Origin of the sequence: Pantoea brenneri, assembly GCF_038594305.1 — a bacterium.
In the GTDB taxonomy this organism is placed as follows: Bacteria; Pseudomonadota; Gammaproteobacteria; order Enterobacterales; family Enterobacteriaceae; genus Pantoea; species Pantoea brenneri.
In genome coordinates, this window is the sequence record NZ_JBCGBG010000002.1 from 561,489 (window position 1) to 579,096 (window position 17,608).

General features: G+C 56.1%; 25 protein-coding genes and 1 pseudogene. 14 read left to right on the forward strand and 12 right to left on the reverse strand.

Annotated features, from left to right (window positions below):
• Positions 1-200 precede the first annotated feature (200 nt).
• The gene (locus tag AABB92_RS13405; protein ID WP_031375935.1) at positions 201-1,322 is read left to right on the forward strand and encodes a serine hydrolase domain-containing protein; all 1,122 of its coding nucleotides are present in this window, start codon (positions 201-203) and stop codon (positions 1,320-1,322) included.
• Positions 1,323-1,442: 120 nt separating this feature from the next.
• Entirely contained in the window at positions 1,443-2,021 is a 579-nt protein-coding gene (locus AABB92_RS13410; protein ID WP_031375936.1) for a TetR/AcrR family transcriptional regulator, read from the forward strand.
• Here the strand turns inward: AABB92_RS13410 and AABB92_RS13415 are convergent.
• Positions 2,008-2,889, reverse strand: a complete 882-nt coding sequence (locus tag AABB92_RS13415) for a LysR substrate-binding domain-containing protein (protein WP_031375937.1) — start codon at positions 2,887-2,889, stop codon at positions 2,008-2,010. The genes AABB92_RS13410 and AABB92_RS13415 overlap by 14 nt on opposite strands.
• 97 nt (positions 2,890-2,986) lie before the next feature.
• Between AABB92_RS13415 and AABB92_RS13420 the strand changes: the two genes are divergently transcribed.
• The 4 genes from AABB92_RS13420 to AABB92_RS13435 are packed head-to-tail and all read left to right on the forward strand — an operon-like array spanning position 2,987 to position 4,213.
• Positions 2,987-3,292 (forward strand): carboxymuconolactone decarboxylase family protein, encoded by a 306-nt coding sequence (locus tag AABB92_RS13420; protein ID WP_031375938.1) that lies wholly within the window; start codon positions 2,987-2,989, stop codon positions 3,290-3,292.
• Entirely contained in the window at positions 3,292-3,681 is a 390-nt protein-coding gene (locus tag AABB92_RS13425; RefSeq protein ID WP_031375939.1) for a tautomerase family protein, read from the forward strand. Before AABB92_RS13420 ends, AABB92_RS13425 begins: the two co-directional genes overlap by 1 nt.
• Positions 3,678-3,923 carry a DUF4865 family protein gene (locus AABB92_RS13430; RefSeq protein WP_255352432.1) on the forward strand — a complete coding sequence of 82 codons (246 nt, stop codon included), beginning with the start codon at positions 3,678-3,680 and terminating at the stop codon, positions 3,921-3,923. The genes AABB92_RS13425 and AABB92_RS13430 overlap by 4 nt, the downstream gene beginning before the upstream one ends.
• A complete protein-coding gene (locus AABB92_RS13435; RefSeq protein ID WP_255352433.1) occupies positions 3,833-4,213 on the forward strand; it encodes a DUF4865 family protein in 381 nt (126 codons plus the stop codon). Before AABB92_RS13430 ends, AABB92_RS13435 begins: the two co-directional genes overlap by 91 nt.
• Here AABB92_RS13435 and AABB92_RS13440 read toward each other — a convergent pair.
• The 4 genes from AABB92_RS13440 to AABB92_RS13455 all read right to left on the reverse strand — a co-directional run bounded on the left by AABB92_RS13440 (position 4,193) and on the right by AABB92_RS13455 (position 6,397).
• On the reverse strand, positions 4,193-4,795 hold the full coding sequence (locus tag AABB92_RS13440) for a LysE family translocator (RefSeq protein WP_046289541.1): 603 nt from the start codon (positions 4,793-4,795) through the stop codon (positions 4,193-4,195). The two genes, AABB92_RS13435 and AABB92_RS13440, sit on opposite strands and share 21 nt — an antisense overlap.
• Positions 4,796-4,827: 32 nt before the next feature.
• Positions 4,828-5,205, reverse strand: coding sequence for a RidA family protein (locus tag AABB92_RS13445; RefSeq protein ID WP_031375940.1), 378 nt, complete (start codon positions 5,203-5,205; stop codon positions 4,828-4,830).
• A gap of 52 nt (positions 5,206-5,257) precedes the next feature.
• Positions 5,258-5,584 carry a hypothetical protein gene (locus AABB92_RS13450; protein ID WP_031375941.1) on the reverse strand — a complete coding sequence of 109 codons (327 nt, stop codon included), beginning with the start codon at positions 5,582-5,584 and terminating at the stop codon, positions 5,258-5,260.
• Positions 5,585-5,701: 117 nt separating this feature from the next.
• A complete protein-coding gene (locus tag AABB92_RS13455; RefSeq protein ID WP_031375942.1) occupies positions 5,702-6,397 on the reverse strand; it encodes a B3/B4 domain-containing protein in 696 nt (231 codons plus the stop codon).
• Positions 6,398-6,440: 43 nt separating this feature from the next.
• On the opposite strand from AABB92_RS13455, the gene AABB92_RS13460 reads away from it, so the two are divergent.
• The gene (locus tag AABB92_RS13460) at positions 6,441-7,043 is read left to right on the forward strand and encodes a helix-turn-helix domain-containing protein (protein ID WP_031375943.1); all 603 of its coding nucleotides are present in this window, start codon (positions 6,441-6,443) and stop codon (positions 7,041-7,043) included.
• Here AABB92_RS13460 and AABB92_RS13465 read toward each other — a convergent pair.
• Positions 7,040-7,558: a MarR family winged helix-turn-helix transcriptional regulator gene (locus AABB92_RS13465; protein WP_031375944.1), complete on the reverse strand. Its 519-nt coding sequence runs from the start codon at positions 7,556-7,558 to the stop codon at positions 7,040-7,042. The genes AABB92_RS13460 and AABB92_RS13465 overlap by 4 nt on opposite strands.
• Positions 7,559-7,694: 136 nt before the next feature.
• On the opposite strand from AABB92_RS13465, the gene AABB92_RS13470 reads away from it, so the two are divergent.
• The 4 genes and pseudogenes from AABB92_RS13470 to AABB92_RS13485 all read left to right on the forward strand — a co-directional run bounded on the left by AABB92_RS13470 (position 7,695) and on the right by AABB92_RS13485 (position 10,937).
• On the forward strand, positions 7,695-8,849 hold the full coding sequence (locus tag AABB92_RS13470) for an MFS transporter (RefSeq protein ID WP_046289542.1): 1,155 nt from the start codon (positions 7,695-7,697) through the stop codon (positions 8,847-8,849).
• A 78-nt stretch (positions 8,850-8,927) separates the two neighbouring features.
• Positions 8,928-9,619 (forward strand): annotated as a pseudogene (locus tag AABB92_RS13475) (aspartate/glutamate racemase family protein).
• A 49-nt stretch (positions 9,620-9,668) separates the two neighbouring features.
• Positions 9,669-9,998: a DHCW motif cupin fold protein gene (locus AABB92_RS13480; protein ID WP_031375945.1), complete on the forward strand. Its 330-nt coding sequence runs from the start codon at positions 9,669-9,671 to the stop codon at positions 9,996-9,998.
• A 207-nt stretch (positions 9,999-10,205) separates the two neighbouring features.
• Positions 10,206-10,937 (forward strand): YoaK family protein, encoded by a 732-nt coding sequence (locus AABB92_RS13485; protein WP_031375946.1) that lies wholly within the window; start codon positions 10,206-10,208, stop codon positions 10,935-10,937.
• Positions 10,938-10,982: 45 nt separating this feature from the next.
• Here the strand turns inward: AABB92_RS13485 and AABB92_RS13490 are convergent, their stop codons facing one another.
• Positions 10,983-11,708, reverse strand: a complete 726-nt coding sequence (locus AABB92_RS13490) for an SDR family oxidoreductase (protein ID WP_031375947.1) — start codon at positions 11,706-11,708, stop codon at positions 10,983-10,985.
• A gap of 99 nt (positions 11,709-11,807) precedes the next feature.
• Between AABB92_RS13490 and AABB92_RS13495 the strand changes: the two genes are divergently transcribed.
• A complete protein-coding gene (locus AABB92_RS13495; protein ID WP_046289543.1) occupies positions 11,808-12,692 on the forward strand; it encodes a LysR family transcriptional regulator in 885 nt (294 codons plus the stop codon).
• A 24-nt stretch (positions 12,693-12,716) separates the two neighbouring features.
• Here the strand turns inward: AABB92_RS13495 and AABB92_RS13500 are convergent, their stop codons facing one another.
• Positions 12,717-13,733 carry a substrate-binding domain-containing protein gene (locus AABB92_RS13500; protein WP_031375948.1) on the reverse strand — a complete coding sequence of 339 codons (1,017 nt, stop codon included), beginning with the start codon at positions 13,731-13,733 and terminating at the stop codon, positions 12,717-12,719.
• Between the two features lie 466 nt (positions 13,734-14,199).
• Between AABB92_RS13500 and AABB92_RS13505 the strand changes: the two genes are divergently transcribed.
• Together AABB92_RS13505 and AABB92_RS13510 are read left to right on the forward strand one after the other, a co-directional pair.
• Positions 14,200-14,394, forward strand: coding sequence for a hypothetical protein (locus AABB92_RS13505; protein WP_031375949.1), 195 nt, complete (start codon positions 14,200-14,202; stop codon positions 14,392-14,394).
• 659 nt (positions 14,395-15,053) lie between these two features.
• Positions 15,054-15,353 carry a hypothetical protein gene (locus AABB92_RS13510; RefSeq protein ID WP_031375950.1) on the forward strand — a complete coding sequence of 100 codons (300 nt, stop codon included), beginning with the start codon at positions 15,054-15,056 and terminating at the stop codon, positions 15,351-15,353.
• 140 nt (positions 15,354-15,493) lie between these two features.
• Here AABB92_RS13510 and AABB92_RS13515 read toward each other — a convergent pair whose 3' ends face one another.
• From AABB92_RS13515 to AABB92_RS13530, 4 genes are all read right to left on the reverse strand, one after another.
• Positions 15,494-15,748, reverse strand: coding sequence for a biofilm/acid-resistance regulator YmgB/AriR (locus AABB92_RS13515; RefSeq protein WP_046289544.1), 255 nt, complete (start codon positions 15,746-15,748; stop codon positions 15,494-15,496).
• Positions 15,749-15,918: 170 nt separating this feature from the next.
• A complete protein-coding gene (locus tag AABB92_RS13520; protein WP_031375951.1) occupies positions 15,919-16,212 on the reverse strand; it encodes a hypothetical protein in 294 nt (97 codons plus the stop codon).
• A gap of 182 nt (positions 16,213-16,394) precedes the next feature.
• Positions 16,395-16,640 carry a regulatory protein YcgZ gene (gene ycgZ / locus AABB92_RS13525; RefSeq protein ID WP_031375952.1) on the reverse strand — a complete coding sequence of 82 codons (246 nt, stop codon included), beginning with the start codon at positions 16,638-16,640 and terminating at the stop codon, positions 16,395-16,397.
• Positions 16,641-16,891: 251 nt separating this feature from the next.
• The gene (locus AABB92_RS13530; protein WP_238585881.1) at positions 16,892-17,296 is read right to left on the reverse strand and encodes a hypothetical protein; all 405 of its coding nucleotides are present in this window, start codon (positions 17,294-17,296) and stop codon (positions 16,892-16,894) included.
• Positions 17,297-17,608: the final 312 nt, after the last annotated feature.

Consider the following 17,608-nt stretch of genomic DNA (forward strand, 5'->3'; position numbering starts at 1 on the left):
CAGCGCACAACGTGAGTTGATCGCGGTCAACGTCGAATTCCGTTTAACGACCTGTGCCAGCCGACGCGTTTTCAGACGGCGTTTTGCAAACCCCGGCAATCGGCTTAGAGTACAGCGTCGGCCGGGGTGGCCGGAGAGAACGGTTGCAGCGTCAGCCGTGCTGCGTTGCATGCTTAACAGACTAACCGTGAGGAACAGCAATGACCGCCAGTGCCGATCAGCTCAGCAAACTGCTGGATGAAAAGACCCGCAAAGATTTTCCGGCGATATCCGTTGCCATTGGCAGAGCAGACCGTCTGATCTGGCAGTATGCGGCGGGTTATGCTGACCTCAGCAACCGCCTGACAAATTCAGCCGATACCGCGTTTGGCATTGGCAGTATCACCAAAGTATTTGTCGCCGTTATCCTGCTGCAGCTTAGCGAAGAGGGGCAGATAACGCTTGACGATCCGCTCTCTGCCTGGCTGGAACCGGCACAGCTTGCTGGCATCGCTAATGCCCGGGTGGTGACGATCAGACAGCTGTTATCACATTACGCCGGGATCCCCAGTTGGGAAGATCAGCCCGGCTGGATTCATGTTGCGCGCGGTAAAGATAGCGTTGCAGATAAGGTCTGGCGACCGGACGAAGCGCTGGAATATATTCACGGCAAACCGGCACTGGCTCTGCCTGATGAAAAATTTTATTACTCAAACAGCTCCTTCACCCTGCTGGGGATGCTGATTGAGCGGGTCACCGGCAACACGCTGGAGCAGGCGTTAAACCAGCGGATCTTCAGGCCGCTCTCGCTTAAACAGACCCGGCTGGAGGGCTATCTGCTATCCGATCGGCACAACGACGCCACGCGATATCATCGGGCGGACGCACATTTCATCCAGCACGCCGGCATCGCCGGATGTTTTACGCCTGAGCGCGCGGCGATGATCAATGTTTCTGCTGCCAGCCTCTCAGTGGAATGGGCCGCCGGCGGGATGATTTCTACCGCCGGGGAGTTGATGCGCTTTTGTCTGGCGCTGAAAAACGGGGCGTTAGTTAACCCGCAAAGTCTGCGTGAGATGCAATGCTGGCGGCCGGCCGGTGAGGCGCAAATTGGCTTAAGCCTGTTCAGAACAGATTCTGCTTTTGGCCCGGCTATCGGTCACGGCGGCAACGTGCTGGGTTACAGCGCCTGTGCCTGGTGGTTCAGAGAAACCGACTGCGCGCTGGTGATATTAACCAATCTCGGCTCGATGCATGCGGCGGCAGAAGCTGACTGTGCCAGCCGGTTATTCAGCAACCCAGCGATCGTCAGACTGGCGCATGAAATTTGCGAGGGCGGCTAAAAAGCCGGAAACCGCACATTGCTGCCCATGCATCGCCCGATAAGGTAAACTGCCGGCCATAAGTTAATGCAAATTATTTGCTTTAACCCGCCAGATTGCAGCTGAGAGCAGGAGGAACAGATGGCAAAGGAGATGATTCGTCAGGGCGGACGCAGTGCGCGGATCCAGCAGGAAGTCCACCGGGCCGTGAATCAGTTACTCAAAACGACCGATCGCGCGGCGATAACCCTGCCGATGATCGCTGAACGGGCCGGGGTTACCCCGTCCACCCTCTATCGACGCTGGGGAGATCTGTCACAGTTACTGGCCGATGTTGCCGTGGCGCGGATGCGGCCGATTGCTGAACCGGAGGATACCGGTGAGATGATCGGCGATCTGACGGCTTTTATCGTGCAGTATGCCGAAGAGATGTCATCAAAAGTCGGGCGTGAAATGCTGACCGACGTAATCGGCAGCTACAGCGGAGACGCCAGCCAGAAATGCTGTGGCTATACCTTGCAGCATCTTGAAACGCTGAACAGCCGGGCGCTGGCGCGCGGTGAGCCGGGCTTTGACGTCAGGCAGGTGATTGATGGGGTGGTGGCACCGGTGATGTACCACATCCTGTTTAACGATCGGGAAGTGTCCGCCGGCTACTGCCAGTCACTGATCCAGCGGCTATTTGGTGGCGCCGCCGACCGGCACCTTATCGCTGAGTAAAGGGTAAGGCGGCGTCGATGATCAGCTGTTGCAGCAGCGCCTGCGCCGGGTCATCCGTGGTCTCTGGCGTCACCAGCGCAATGCCGATATGACCGGGAGCCGGCAGCCGTTCGGATGCGATCGTCAGCTTATCCGGCATACCGGCGCGGGTGCGCAGCGTCAGGCCTAAACCTGCCTGCAGCGCCGCCCAGATACCGCTCAGGCTGTGGCTGGTAAACACGATCCGCCACGGGATCCCCGCCGCATCCAGCACGGCAGTTGCCCGCGAGCGCATCACGCACGGCGCATCGAACACCACCAGCGGCAGCGGGTCGCCGCGCTGCAACCGATCGGCCAGAGTGAAATCAGGATGATGTATCCAGACTAACGGACACTGGCCAGGCAACTGACCCGCAGCGTGCGGATCGGCCTGCCACACCAGCGCAAGGTCGAGCTGATGCTGCGCCATCGCGCTCAGCAGCGGCTGATTGCGGTCAACCCGCGCGGTAATCGTGACGCCAGGATGCTGACGGCTGAACGCACCGAGAATCGCCGGCATTAACGACTCACCAAAATCTTCCTGCATACCAATGCGGATTTCACCCTTCAGCCCGTCACCTTTTACTGCCCGCAACGTCTCATCATTCAGCAGCAGCAGCCGTCTGGCGTAGCTCATCAGCAGTTCGCCGCTTCGCGTCAGTTGCAGATGCCGTCCCTTTTTCATCACCAGCGCCGTGCCGCATTGCTGCTCGAGCTTTTTAAGCTGCGCACTCACCGCCGAGGTTGAGCGACACAGTTGCCGGGCCGCCAGCGCGAAGCTACCCGCCTCTATGCCGGTGACAAAGCTTCGCAGTGCATCCATATCCAGTGACTCAGGCACTCTGTTCATAATCATCCTGTAATGGTGGATGGTTGATGCCGATTAATTTGATTTTCAGGAGTATAACGCTGCGCGACACTCTGTCTATCAACACGGGAGAGAAAAAATGAAAGAGACACTGAATCGCGAAACATTGATGCAGCGCGCACCGAAGCTGGCTGAACTGACCCAACAGGTGCTGTTTGATGATATCTGGCAGCGCGGCGTGCTGTCAGCGCGTGAACGCAGCCTGCTGACGCTGGCGACGCTCACCGCACTGGGCCGGGTCGCGCAGTTGCCCTGGCATATTGATTTCGCGCGTAAAAACGGGCTGACGCAGGAGGAGCTGATCGAGAGCTTTACCCATCTGGCTTTTTACGCCGGCTGGCCCGCCGCAGTGACTGCGCTCAGTTACCTTGAGGAGAACAGCTGATGCCGATAACCCGTATCACCCTCGGCCAGGGTTATAGTGAGGCCCGGTTACAGCAAATCTCCGCGCTGTTGCATCAGACGCTGGTGGCTGAGTTTGCGGTGCCGGTTGATGATTGTTTTCAGTTGATCGAGTTGCTGCCAGCCAGTCAGCGAATTTACAACCGTTACTACCTGAGCGAAGGGCGCAGTGAGGATTTCATCCTGTTCCAGATTACCGCCGGTCGGCCACGCAGCCGGCAGCAGAAGCAGCGCTTTTATCAACAGCTGTGTGCCTCATTGCACAGCACGCTAGGGATCGACCCGGATGACGTAATGGTGATCATCCAGTTCAACAGCAGCGAAGAGTGGAGCTTCAGCGGCGGCAGAATGTTAGCGGAGGTGATGTCATGATCGTGATGCATTACCGCTTTACGCTGTCGGCAGATTACCCGATGGCGACGATTGAGCAGCGTATCCGGCTGAACGGCGCACGGCTGGATGGGTTTCCAGGTCTGATTGCCAAAGCTTATCTCTACGCCCGGCTGGATGATGACCACTGGCAGTGGCAGAGAACCGCTATGCGCCGCTCTATTTCTGGCAGCATGCGTCAGCCCTGCAGCGATTCCTGCAAAGCGCGGGCTTTCAGCGCTTAGTGGATGATTTTGGCTGGCCGGTGATAGAGAGCTGGCTGGCGCTGAACGGCGATACGCTGCCAGCCTCGCTCGAGCAGGCGCGCTTTATCACGCTGCGCCGCTGGCCGATCGTCCCGCACAGCAACCTTGCCGATCTGGCGCAGCATACCGGCTTCAGCGCCTGGGATGTGAGCCGCTGGCAGGGGCTTAGCGTTACGGCTTCAGCGGTGCCGTCCGCAGATGAACCGGAAGTATATCGCATCGGTTATCTGGCTCGCGGTGCGGTGGCGTCAGGGGATCAGCGCGGATAAGGCGATAGCCAGCAGCACGGTTCCACCGAGCGTGTTGATATATTTACGCAGCGTGGCGGTGCTGATGGTGCGGGTCGAGGTCATCAGCAACTGGCTGGCACCGCTGAGCCAGCTGGCCATGATCACAATATGCAGCGTGGCCAGCAGCAGGAAATCGGATAAGTTGCCGCTCTGGCTGGTAAAGCGCGATACCACGGTCAGGTAGAGCAAAACGGCTTTCGGATTGAGCAGGTTAGCAAAGAATGCCTGTGACAGTGTCACCGGTTGCGGATCGAGGCTGACATCCTGCTGGCGGGCCCGCAGCCCACTGATAATTAACTGGCTAGCCAGCCACAGCAGATAAACGGTACCGGCGATCTGCAGAAGATGAAACAGCGAGGGAAAAGCCATCAGCATTGACGAAACGCCTAATCCCACCAGCAAGGCGTGGCAATAGATCCCCAGCGCGGTGCCCACAATGATGGTCGCGACGCCGCGCCAACCTTCGGCCAGCGCGCTGTTAATAGCAAGGGTAAAACTGGCGCCCGGCGACAGCGCTATCGGTAAGATGGCAACAAGGAAACCACTATAATCGATCTGCATCGGAACGGGTTACGCTCTCCAGGGTGAGAGATTCATAGGGCGAAAATCGCCTCAATCTCAATGCGTAAATCAGCCGAAAACAGACCACTGACCTGCACCAGGGAACTGGCGGGCAGATGGCTGCCGTAGTGACGGAACAGCACCGCGCGCAGCGCCGCAATGTCGGTGAAGGCGGTGATAAAAATGGTCACCTTCAACAGAGCGGCCAGCGACGTCTGCTCAGCGTCGGCGATCAGTTTAAGCTGTGAAAAGATCGCCTCCGCCTGTTCAGCGATGTCACCCTGCTGTGCCGGCGTGCCAAAGGCGGTCAGGCCGGAAACGTAGAGGGTATCGCCATGTTTCACCGCATGCACATAAGGCGCTTTCACCTCGCCGAGCTGCGGATAATTGATGCGTTCAGGTTGCGGCATACTGTTTCCTTGCGGGTTATAGCCGGGGCGGCGCAGCATCTCTTTAGCCGTTTCAGCGTTTCAGTAACTGCTGGCAGGTGAGGTTATCGGTTGCTGCCTGGCGTTGCTCATCGGCGCTCAGCTGTTGCCAGTGGTCGATCACCTGACGGCCCAGCGCCGGCTTGAAAGTGATTTTCTGCAGCGCATAGTCAGAATTGCTGCCTTCGATGATCTGCTGCATCTGCGGCAGCAACCGTTGGGTATCATGATGATCGATGCCGCAGAATACCGCAACGTAGTACGCTTTATCCTCGCTGCTGAAATGCGGAATCAACCACCAGCCCGCCAGCGCCAGCACCGCCAGCAGCGGTATCAACCACTTGAGTTTACCCTTAACCAACACTACCCCCGTTATCTGCAGAAGAGGTCCGCCAGAGAATCGCCGGACACAGGGCGCGTATCCTGCCATATATCCGGTTCGCCGTTAACCCATGCTGTCAGGCGGTTGAGGTCAGGTTTACGCGTCAGAGGCGTCTATCAGGCGTGCGTCGATGGTGGCGTCTGGCATCATCTGTTGCAGACCGGCGATCAGATCGTCACTGGCCTGTTGCAGCGCCGCCAGCGGCATTGCCGGCAGGCTTTCAAGGATAAACCACATCTGTCGCGCCTGCGCATCCAGCCGGGTGCGCACACCCTGACGCCAGTTCCAGCGGCGGCAGGTTACGCCCCGATCGTCGCGCCAGATTACTTCTCCTGGCTCCGGCGACTCATATACCACTTCGCCTTCTTTGACCGTATCGAATGACTCACTGCCATCGGCGATCACCAGCCGCGGCGCGCCAACGTAGGCGGCAATGTTTTCACCGCCGACCGGCAGCGCATACTGAATGCTGATGGCGTTATACAGATCCACCACCGGATCGATAGCCGGCATTACGCCATCGCGCAGTACCCGTTTGCGCAGCGCGTCAGCCGAGCAGGGAGTCCGTTTCGCCTTCGCGCCAAACGCTTTGAACACCTCCGCCCACGCCGCGAGATGGGCGTCGGCCCACGCCACATCCTGCTCCAGCACCTGGCGGCAGGCCCGTTTCAGCGCCTGCCCGGCAACCTCAGGGCAGGTGACTGGCGCGGCCTCCACCACAATGCTCATGGCGCGAAAGCCGGGTGCCAGTGCAAATACGGCCGGGTCGATTGACGGATCAACAGATAACATTGGATAATCTCTCAGTGACTAATTTATTTCATAGTAATGACCGATGACCAAAAAAGTCAATATATCGACCGACGCAGGCGCTGACGTGTCGAGCGTCAATCAGGCTGTCTCTGACAGCATTAAAAACTGGCGTAAAAGCCAGAAACTGTCGCTGGATGCGCTATCCCGCCGGGCCGGAGTCAGCAAAGGGATGCTGGTGGAAATTGAGAAGGGCGAAGCCAATCCCAGCATCGCGATTTTATGCAAAATTGCCGCCGCGCTGGGCGTGTCGGTGGCGGATATCGTCAATGTGACCCATACGCCCGCCGCCTGGCTGATTGATCATAGTGCGATACCGACCTTGTGGCAGGGCGAACAGGGTGGTCGCGCGCAGCTGCTGGCCGGTACCCGCGGGCCTGACATGATTGAACTGTGGCGCTGGCAGATGTTTGCCGGTGAAACATTCCGCTCCGAAGGCCATCCGGCCGGTACGCTGGAGTTGATGCACGTTGAGCAGGGCAGCCTGGCGTTAACCGTTGGCGATCAGACGCTGGTGGTCGGGCCGGGCTGCGCGGCAGTCGCGCGAACCGATATGCCGCACGCCTATGCCAGCGCCGATCAACAGCCGGTGATCTTCACCATGACGGTTGCTGAACTGCACCGTTAATCTTTTTCTGCCGCTGCGGTAACCGCTTCACCGGGAAACGGCAGCAACAGCGTTTTCAGCATTCCTTCCAGCGCGTTGCGTTCTGACAGCGAAAGCGGTGCCAGTACGGCATTCTGGGTGGCAGTATGCACCGCTAACGCCTGCTCAATACAGCGCTGACCCTGCGCGGTCAGTCCCACCAGCATACTGCGCTTATCATCGGGTGACGCCACGCGCGCGATCAGACCTCGCTGTTCCAGCCGCTTGAGACGATGGGTCATCGCGCCGGAGGTGACAAGCAGCGAGGTATACAGCTGGGTCGGTGACAGACAGTACGGCGTCCCGGCCCGGCGCAATGTCGCCAGCACGTCAAATTCCCCGTCATGGAAGTCAAACTGCTCCAGCGCCTGACTGCGTGCTTTTGCCAGATGTTTCATCAGGCGCAGCATCCTGCCGACGATGCGCATTGAGGAGGCATCCAGATCTGGCATGGCGCTGTCCCACTGACTGACTACAAAATCGATATGGTCCTGCATCATTCACCTGTTAACTGTGTGGCTAATTTGTCGGGTTGTGCTCAGCCCCTTAACGGCGGCCGGAATATATCTTAACGTTAAGATAAATAGTGACAGCCTGGTGCTGTCAGCGTTGTTCCTGTCCACGGAGTCGGCTATGAAAAACACCCGCTTATTACCCGCTATCTTCGCACCGATCGCCTTTCTTGTCGGGCTCAATCTGCGCCCGCTACTGGCGATTATCGGCCCGCTGTTTCCGGCATTGCAACAGCAGGCCGGTTTGTCGGCGACGACGTTTAGCCTGCTGACCACGCTGCCGGTCGCCATGATGGGGCTTGCCGCACTGGCTGGCCCGTGGCTGCTTAAGCGTAGCGGTGCGGCGCGCGGCATTGCGGCAGGGCTGATCTGTCTGGCGATCGCCTCGCTGTGGCGTGGCTTTTCGCTCTCGCCGTTGTCGTTGATCCTGACGGCGCTGGCGGGCGGCGCGGGGATCGGGGTGATACAGGCACTGATGCCGGCGCTGATCCGGCAGCGCTATCTCCACGCCGCCCCGACGCTGATGGCGTTATTCAGCACCGGGATTATGGCGGGTGCGGCGCTGATGGCTGCGGGTGCGGATCCGCTGTTTTCGCTGCTCGGTTTACCCGCGGCGCTGGCCACGGCGGGCGGGCTGGCACTGATCACCCTGCTGGTCTGGCGGTCAGCGAATCCGGATAGTCCGGCGGATCTCGCGCCGTCCGTTGGGGTGGCAGCGCTGTCCGCGTCGCGCACTTTGTTACTGTTACTGTTTTTCGGTATTGGAACCGGCGCCTATACCCTGGTGCTGGCCTGGCTGCCGCCGTTTTATATCCAGGCTGGCTGGAGCGCCCGCAACAGCGGCTTCCTGCTCGCCGGGCTGACGCTGACAGAAGTGGTTGCCGGACTGGTGATCTCTGCCGTTCAGCAGCGTTTTCCCGATCGCCGCCGGTTACTGCTGCTGGTGCTGACGCTGCTGCTGGCCGGACTGATCGCGCTGATTGTCGCGCCGGGTACCATGCCGCTGCTGTCGACGCTGCTACTCGGCCTTGGGATCGGGGCGCTGTTTCCGCTGTCGCTGATCGTCACGCTCGATCATGCCCGAAATGCCACCGAGGCCGCCGTGCTGCTATCGCGGGTGCAGGGCGGAGGCTATCTCATCGCGTCCATTATGCCATTGGTGGCTGGCTGGGTGCGTGACAGCGGGGCATCGCTGACCAGCGCCTGGCTGATGATGAGCGTCGGGGTGGTGGGGCTGATGGCGATTGCCTGGCAGTTCAGACCGCAGGCAAACTAAATCACAAGTCTCAACAAACCATTGCTGATATCGCGCGATCTGGCATGCTGCTGATGGGTCACATATTCAGGAGCCGTAATGAAAGTCATCGGTCTGTTAGGGAAATGTCATGGGAGTCGACCGCGCTCTACTATCGCATCCTCAATCAGCAGGTTAAACAGCGGCTGGGTGGATTGCACTCGGCGCAGCTGGTGCTTTACAGCGTCGATTTCCAGCCGATCGAGCAGTTGCAGGCGGCGGGTGAATGGCAGCAGGCGGGCGAAATGCTGGCCGCGGCGGCGCAGAATCTGGAGCGTGCCGGCGCGCAGTTTATCGTGCTGTGTACCAATACCATGCATAAAGTGGCCCCGCAGATCAGCGCAGCGGTCTCCGTGCCGCTGTTGCACATCGCTGATGCCACCGGGCGACGGATTCAGCAGGCGGGATTGCGCAAGGTGGGGTTGCTGGCGACCCGCTTCACCATGGAACAGGCGTTTTATCGCGGGCGGCTGGAGCAACAGTTCAATCTGCAGGTTATCGTCCCAGCGGAAGAGGACCGCGCGTTGGTTCATCAGGTGATTTATCACGAGCTGTGCCTCGGCACAATTAATCCGGCTTCGCGTCAGCGCTACCGGCAGATTATGCAGCAGCTGGTGGATCAGGGAGCAGAAGAGATCATTCTGGGATGTACCGAAATCACCCTGCTGGTGGATGACAGCGATGCCAGCGTCCCGTTATTTGATACCACGCTGATTCACGCGGAAGAAGCGGTAAACCAGGCGCTGGCATAGCATTTTTCAACATGGCAGCAGACTGGCTGCTATTTACCCGGGAGCACGCATGAAAATTGATAATTTGCCGTTTGGACTGACGCAATGGGAGCAGGTGGAAGAAACGGTTCATCCCGGCGATCAGGGCCAGGCGATTTGGCGAACCCTACAGTTCAACGATATTCGCGTCAGGATGGTCGATTATTCACCCGGTTATCTCGCCGATCACTGGTGCGTTAAAGGCCACATACTGCTGTGTCTTGCCGGGGAACTGCATACCGAACTGGCCGATGGCCGCCGCTTTGTGCTGACGCCTGGCATCAGTTACCAGGTGGCAGACAACGCAGAACCGCATCGTTCTTCAACGCCGGTTGGCGCGCGACTGTTCATTGTTGATTAACGCTCTGCCAACCGCTGGCGTGCTGCGGTCTGGCGCAAACGAGTCAGGTTGACACTTATAGAGATAAACTGAAACTGCTTTATAAAAATCAGCAAAATTAATGGTTTATTTCATCGGAGTAATCTGTTTCTGACAGGATTATTTCTTATCAGGTTGTATGCTTGAAGCGGTTAAACCCGTTTGCATCTACCTGTTTTGGGGAATCCTGTGCTTATAAAAAAGAAGAAAGTCAGATCGCATACTGAAGATCGCCTGCTGGCACTGGTGCTGGCCACCACCGCGGGCATCCTTAACGCCATGGCGCTGGGCGCGTTCGGTTTTTTTCCGTCGCACATGACCGGTAACACCTCACAGATATCCACCGAAGTCACCACCAGCGACCTGCACACTCTGTTGTTTTTGCTGGCGCTGATTACCGCCTTTGTTATGGGCTGCACCGTTGCCCGACTGGCGGTGATCGTCGGTCAGAAACATCGGCTGCGCACCATTTTCTGTCTGATTATTCTGGCTGAAGGCGTCGCGCTGACGGCAGCATCCATCTTTGAAACCATGTTCTATACCCCGCGCTTTAACGGCGAAGTGCTGGTGATGCTGGGTTTCCTGATGGGGATTCATAACGCTACCTCCACCCAGCTGTCGAACGGTCGCGTCAGATCAACCCATATTACCGGCACCTTAACCGATGCCGGCATTGCGCTGGGATCGTGGTTGTCGTCGCATGTTTCGCACGATGAAAGCGCCGACCGCCGTTTCTTCCAGAAGGTGCTGCATACCCACCTGACCACGGTGTTCTCATTCCTGATCGGTTGTATTGCCGGTCTGCTGTTGTTCAAAACCTATGGCTTCAACGCCATGATCGGTTTAGGGCTATTTCTGATGCTGGTGGCGCTGACCGCAATTGCCATCACCGTGCAGCGTAGCCGCAGAAGCTTCTACTGATCGCGTTTACCGCGGCCCGATGCCAGCACGGCATCGGGCCAGGGCTTAGTGCTGGGTGCGGGTTGGCCGCACCACAATTTCATTCACGTCTACCTCCTCCGGCTGTTCAATCGCGTAGCGTACCGCCCGGCCAATAGCATCCGGCTGCAGCGCGATGGCCCGATACTGCTGCATTGCCTGCGCCGCGGTCGGGTCAGTAATGGTCGCCGCCAGTTCACTTTCAACCACACCAGGGTGCACACAGGTGACCCGAAGCTGACTGTTCTCCTGACGTAACCCGTCGGAAATCGCCCGTACCGCAAACTTGGTGGCGCAATAGACCGCCGCAGTCGGTGATACCGCCAGTGCGCCAATCGAGGCGATGTTGATGATATGACCGGATTGCCGGGCCAGCATCGGCGGCAGCACGGCGGCAATGCCGTACAGCACCCCTTTGATGTTGACATCGATCATCTGGTCCCACTCTTCGACCCGCAGCGATGCCAGCGGTGAGAGCGGCATAATACCGGCGTTATTGATCATCACATCGACCCGGCCCCATTGCGCCAGCGCAAACCCGACAAAATCGGTCAACTGATCACGCTGGGTGACGTCCAGCGGTTTAACGGCCACCTCAGCGCCATTAAACCGCAGTTCTTCGGCCAGCGCATTCAGCCGCTCTTCGCGCCTGGCACCCAGCAGCAAGGTAGTGCCGGTTTTCGCCAGTTCACGGGCGATGCCCGCGCCAATGCCGCTGGAGGCACCGGTAATTAAGATCACTTTCTGCGTCATAAATTTTCTCCTGTTCTGATATCGCTGGTGATCTTACGATGGCTCGACTATAAAGATAATTCGCTCACTGCTTCATAGACTGGTAACTGTAACTAACCAATGATGGCTGATAAAAATGCGCTGGAAGTGTTTGTCATCGTGGCGCAGACGCGTAATTTTCGTCTGGCGGCCGAGCAGCTGGGGGTTACCCGCCCGGCAATCAGTCAGACGCTGCGGCGACTGGAAGACCGGCTCAACCTGTCACTGATGCAACGCACCACCCGCACCATTCAACTGACCGAGGCGGGGCAACGGCTGTATGCCGAGGTGGCACCGGCGATTAATCAGCTGAACCGGGCCATTAGCGATATCGCTGAGCTGGCCGCTGAGCCGCGCGGGCAGCTGCGGCTGGCGATCTCCTCCATCGCTGAACGGATGCTTGGCGGGGAGCTGCTGGCGAGCTTTATGGCCGCCTATCCGCAGATCGAGCTGGATATCACCGTCACCGATGAAGAGTTTGATATTGTCGATCAGGGTTATGATGCGGGCGTGCGGCTGGGGGAAGTGATCGCCCAGGATATGATTGCGGTGCCGGTCTCCGCCGCGCAGCGTCAGGTTGCCGTGGCCTCACCAGATTACCTCGCGCGACATGGAACGCCGCAGCATCCGCAGCAGCTGATTGAGCATCGCTGTATAGGCTGGCGTAAAGGACCGGGTCTGTCACCGTATCGCTGGGAGTTCGCTGACCAGGGGCGTGAATTCGATGTGGCAGTCAATCCGCAGCTCACCACCAATGACATGGGCGTAATGATTCGCACCGCCTGCGCCGGTGGTGGGATCAGCTTCGGCATGGAAGAGACGTTTCAGCCTTACATTGCGCGTGGAGAGCTGGTGACGTTGCTGGACGCATGGTTGCCGAGCTTTGCGGGATTTTATCTCTACTTTCCCAGCCGCAAAAACCTCGCACCCAAGCTCCGTGCGCTGATCGATCACGTGAAGCTGTAATACCTGACGGTGTCGGCGGCAGGCTCAGGTGGTCATGTTATAGCGGGTAATAATGTTGATTTTTGAGTAAGGGGCGAGTGGCTCCGATGCGGGCAGAAAGCCGTGAAATTCCAGCAGCGTCCTGAAGGCATGTTGAGCATCAAGTTGTAAATTATGCTCGATCAGCGCATCAATTTTGCCTGCCTGCATCAGCGCTCGATTTTCCCGATCCAGATCGTGACCGATAAAGGCGTTAATCGGCCTCTTTTGCTCGTCAAAAGCGCGCAGGATGCCTGGATTACCGCCACCCACCGTGTAGACCGCATCCGTTTCCGGGTGGGCCTGTAAAAATTGCTTAAGCGACTGATACATCAACGGATCGATACCGTATCCTCCTGCCACTACGCTGACCCGATGCTGTGGCGCAAACTGCTGCATCGCCCGTTCAAAACCTTCAATGCGCTCCTGCTCACCGATAAAGTCTTTACTGCCGGTAATCGCCACAATGTGCGACTGCTCCGATCGCAGCCATTTTGTCATTAAGAAGGCGGCGAGTTTGCCGGCATCAAAGTTATCCATACCGATGTAGCGCAGGCGCGCACTGGTCGGCAGATCGCTCATCACCGTCACGACCGGTATCCGCTGCTTAAGCAGGGTGTCGATAGTGGGATTCAGCAACTCAGAGTGGGCCGCTTTGAGAATGATGCCGTGGCTGTGCAGCGCGCTTTTGCTTAACAGCGCGTTGATCTCCCCGGCGGTTAACGTCTCGCTGAAGTGAAAGCGCAGCTGGAGCTTAAAGCTGGCGAAGCTGGCTATCTGACTGCTGAACGCCTCGCGCACCAGTTCCCGAAAGCGATCGGGCGTGTGCATAATGACATCAAAGTAGAGGGTTCTGCCTTTTGCCAGCGCCGTTTTTTGCAGCAGTTCAAGGTCAGCAATCGCCTGACGGATGCGATGCTGCGTTTGAGCATGCACCCGGCCACGCTGATGCAGCGCCCGGTCAATCGTCGCCAGGCTTAAGCCGGACTGGGCAGCAATCTGTTTTAAGGTGAACTTAGCCATACGTCACTCGTGAGACGGGGAAACAGGCTTAGTTTTATCACACTGTTGGCGCTAAACCGCACCGGCTTTGGCTGGCGAAAAATTTTTTATCCGCCAACTGGCAGGTCAGTGAAGGAAACCGGTGGCCGTGAAGAAACAGGCCCTGACGATGACGCATCAGACGGTGCCGGTTAACCTCCATCAGTTAACGGATCACATCCGGCGGCGTTGATAAGTTTCATAATATATATATGTTTAACCGTGGGCTTAAAGGCGGGATAAATATATTGCAGCAGTTCCCGCGCCATATCTGGCGATAATATCTTTGCCGTTACCCTGCTAACGAAATAGTACCAGATATTATTCTGAGCCTGTGCGAATAATAACCTTTTCTGCCGCTTCGCTTATATTTCCCTGAACCGGACACTTTTGTTTTTTGTCTTCCAACGGTGTTAAACTGTATATGCATACACCGTCTGGAGGTCGTGTGAAGTACGATGAAGAAAAAGATATTCGCGCGTTGGTTGGCGCAATTGTCAGTGATCTGATTAAGACAGGGCAGCCTGTTCATTTTCATCATATTACTGACGCGCTGTTTCGCCTCAGCGAAGAGACGCGTGATAGCCGGCTGAAAGCGCTGTGCCATGAAGCGATCGGCTTTTTTACCCGCAAAATGCATTAAGGCCAGGGGCGTTGTGAATAAACGCCCGCCTTGCTCAAACCTTTTGCTTTATTTATCAACCTCGGGCAACACGGATTAATCCGTGAACGCTGTATTGTTGTTGTATAGCGGCGCTAAATATTCGCGCTCATCGACGAAGAAATTACGCGTTGCCGCCAGTGCGCTTATTATCCGCGCAATACCGGCCGCTCTGATCGCGCGCGGGTGTTGCAAAAATTTCCTTTGCCAGATAAGACTATTCTTACTTAATCGGTTGCCCGCGGATAAGCTGAATAATATGCGGCATGGATGACAGATAGAGGTAAGGTTCTGGCGGACGTTCCTGTGCTCCGGCTGGAATAACATGTGCCGAAGGCGTTGCGTGGGCTGGTGTAGCCGGGAAAGCGGCGCTTCCGCCTTGAGCTGGCAATGACGGCTGGCAAGTTCCGGGTGGCGACGGGCGTGCTGCGCCCTGGCATTAGCCTGGCGAGCCCGGCAGAAAAGGGAAATGTTTCATTGGCGACCGCAACGCGTTATAAAGATTCTTCGCAGCGGCAAAGCCGGAGCGGGCTGCAGTCAGGCTGTTCACGCTGCGAGACGAGACGACAGTACGCTGCATCACCTGACTGTTAAGCAACAGCGGGTGGATTAACAGAGGTCAGCGCAATTAAGGATATGAGATGATCTTTTCAGATGTTGAAACGCACTATATCAGCAGCAATCAAAACAGTCGGCTGGTGAGATACGATGTTATCAAGACCGATGACGATACTTTCGTGGTGAAAGTGATTGATAATAAAGCACTTAATAACACTCAGCGTGACTATTTTACTGAAATTGCAACCCTGATCATTACCCGCGATGACTTCAACCTGGAAAACAACATCGGCTCAGCTTCGGTGGTCAGAAACCGTATGCCGACCACCTTTAATGGTCATGTGCTGGTGAAATGTCAGCAGCATCGCGATTCACTCGATTAATCACAGCGTCAGCTTTTGCAGGGGCTTGTTGTTCAGAGCCTGGCGGGCTGGCAAGGGTTGAGCAAGGCGGGTGAGGGGATAAGGCATTGTCGTCTGACGCTTCCTGCGCAACCGGCATGTGATTGCGCAGGAAGCCGGCATCAGACTCCGGCGTCGTCCGGCGTGCGGCCAACAACGATTTCCAGCGTTTTGCGTAACACATCCAGCTTAACTACGTCTGAGGTACTCTCCAGTTCCGCAATCAGATAGAGGATGATGGCTTTATTGGTCACGCGACCCTGGTCAGCCACGATATTTCTGATGATACCGCCCAGTAATTCGGTTTCTGGAGCAAGCTGATCGCCTGCGCTGCGAAAATAGTCAATGAGAGTTGAATCTGAAGATGAGTGTTGCATGATTTTTCTTTCTCTGCGGAAAATTTGTTAGATGCATCGACTGAAGTCAGAAAGCAGTGTAGTCGCTGTTACGGGTTTGCCCAGTGCGATCCGCAAAGTTTTTTCTGATGACCTTCAGCGCCTGGTGGACAGGTAAATTATGGCCACAGCTTCCGCAAAAAACGGATCGTTTAGTGTTTTTTTGAACCTTCAGGCGGGCCATCATTATTTAAACGGTGTGAAGCATTTTCGCGTTCGGGAAGCCCGCCACTGGCGCGCTTACGTGCCGCAACCATGCCATTACGCACTTCGGTAATCGCTTTGCGGATCGTCTTCACCTTTGTTTCCTCGTCCGTCTCAGCGGCCATCAGCTCCAGCTGATTGATCAGGGCATTGCTCGATACCGGTTTGTCTGACTTAAGTAATGTCAGTACGGCTTCGCCGATCATGACATCTGTCAGTTTCTCATCATCACTTCTGTACATACTGGCTTCTCTGATTTACGAATTATTGGCCACGTTGCGGCTCCTGATGTAGAAACAGGCGCCATTGACGGGGCGCCTGAAACGGGACAGCAACACTGGGCTTCGTTAATGCGAAAAATAGTCCGATCAGAATTGCTGTGAGCTGAGGCGTAATGCACCTTCATCAACGCCGGGTATCAGTATTACTCTTCCCGACGGAAAAGCAGCCCGATCAGTTCATGCAGATGACTCTCTTCCTCTGGCGTAGAAGCAAGTTCCAGACGGCGCAGCAGTTTGCTGCAAATAGCTTTACGACTCAGATTATGACCTGCGCGCAGAATTTCAACCACAATCTCACCCAGCGTCTCCTGCTGTGACGGCTGGCTGGCTTGATTGAAGTAACGGGCAATGTCGCTGATGGCTTCCGGTGCATGTCCGTTCTGACGCATAGTGTTGTCCTCAGATGGTTAAAATGTATCGCGCTCTGGATGCGCAAGTTATACATCTTTCAAAAACTTGTACAGAATTTTGAATTCCCGGAACAATTTTTTTTGTGCAAAAAATGCTATGCGTTATTAATCAGCATGTTACGAAGAGTTTACTGCGGGGTTAAAACGGTGTTTTGCTGGCTTTTTCAGCGCTAAACGAATCCGGCCTGTACAACACCTGCACAGGCCGACAGTGGGGAAGACCGGTCAGGTCAACCTTGAAACACAATATCATCAGCAGAATCAGTGCTCATTTTGTCAGCGTTCAGCGGCTTTGATAACCAGCCTGCCTGCTCAGTGTTACGTGCGCCAATCGTTTTGAAACCCATTAACCATTGTCGTACCTGATGCAGCTGTTCCAGACGGTTTTCATCCACTTCTGAAGCAGACATCGAAAGCAACTCACCAATCAGCAATTCTACATTAACCTCCTGACTGGCTTCAATCAGGTTCATTGCTGCTTCGCCAATGATGAAATTCGCTTTTTCGTCGCTGGAAAAATACAAATTATCCTCCCTGGTTTTATTGCGGTAAGTAACATTCACTGTAGCAAAAAAATTCGTCAAATTTAATTTATCCTGACTATCAATTTGTCTCTTTTGATAGCCATTAGTCACCGATCTCTCCCTGACAACCCGGCTGACCGTGCATTTCACTTCTTTTATCGCCTGGCCTATATCGTTTGATTCGACAGTAAAGCGGGCTTTTCAGGACGGTTCTGATCCGGTGCTGATCACCCGGCGCACAACCTCATTGATTCAGCGTTGCCGATCAGCGGGCAAAGCACATGCCTAAATAATCCAGTCTAATCAATCAATAACCACGCTTGTTGACATAACTTCGCATTACGACGCTGACGTTGAAGAAACTTCACAAATGGAGCCTGTCGTAAAGGTATAGCCTGTGCTATAAAAAATAGCACAGGCTAA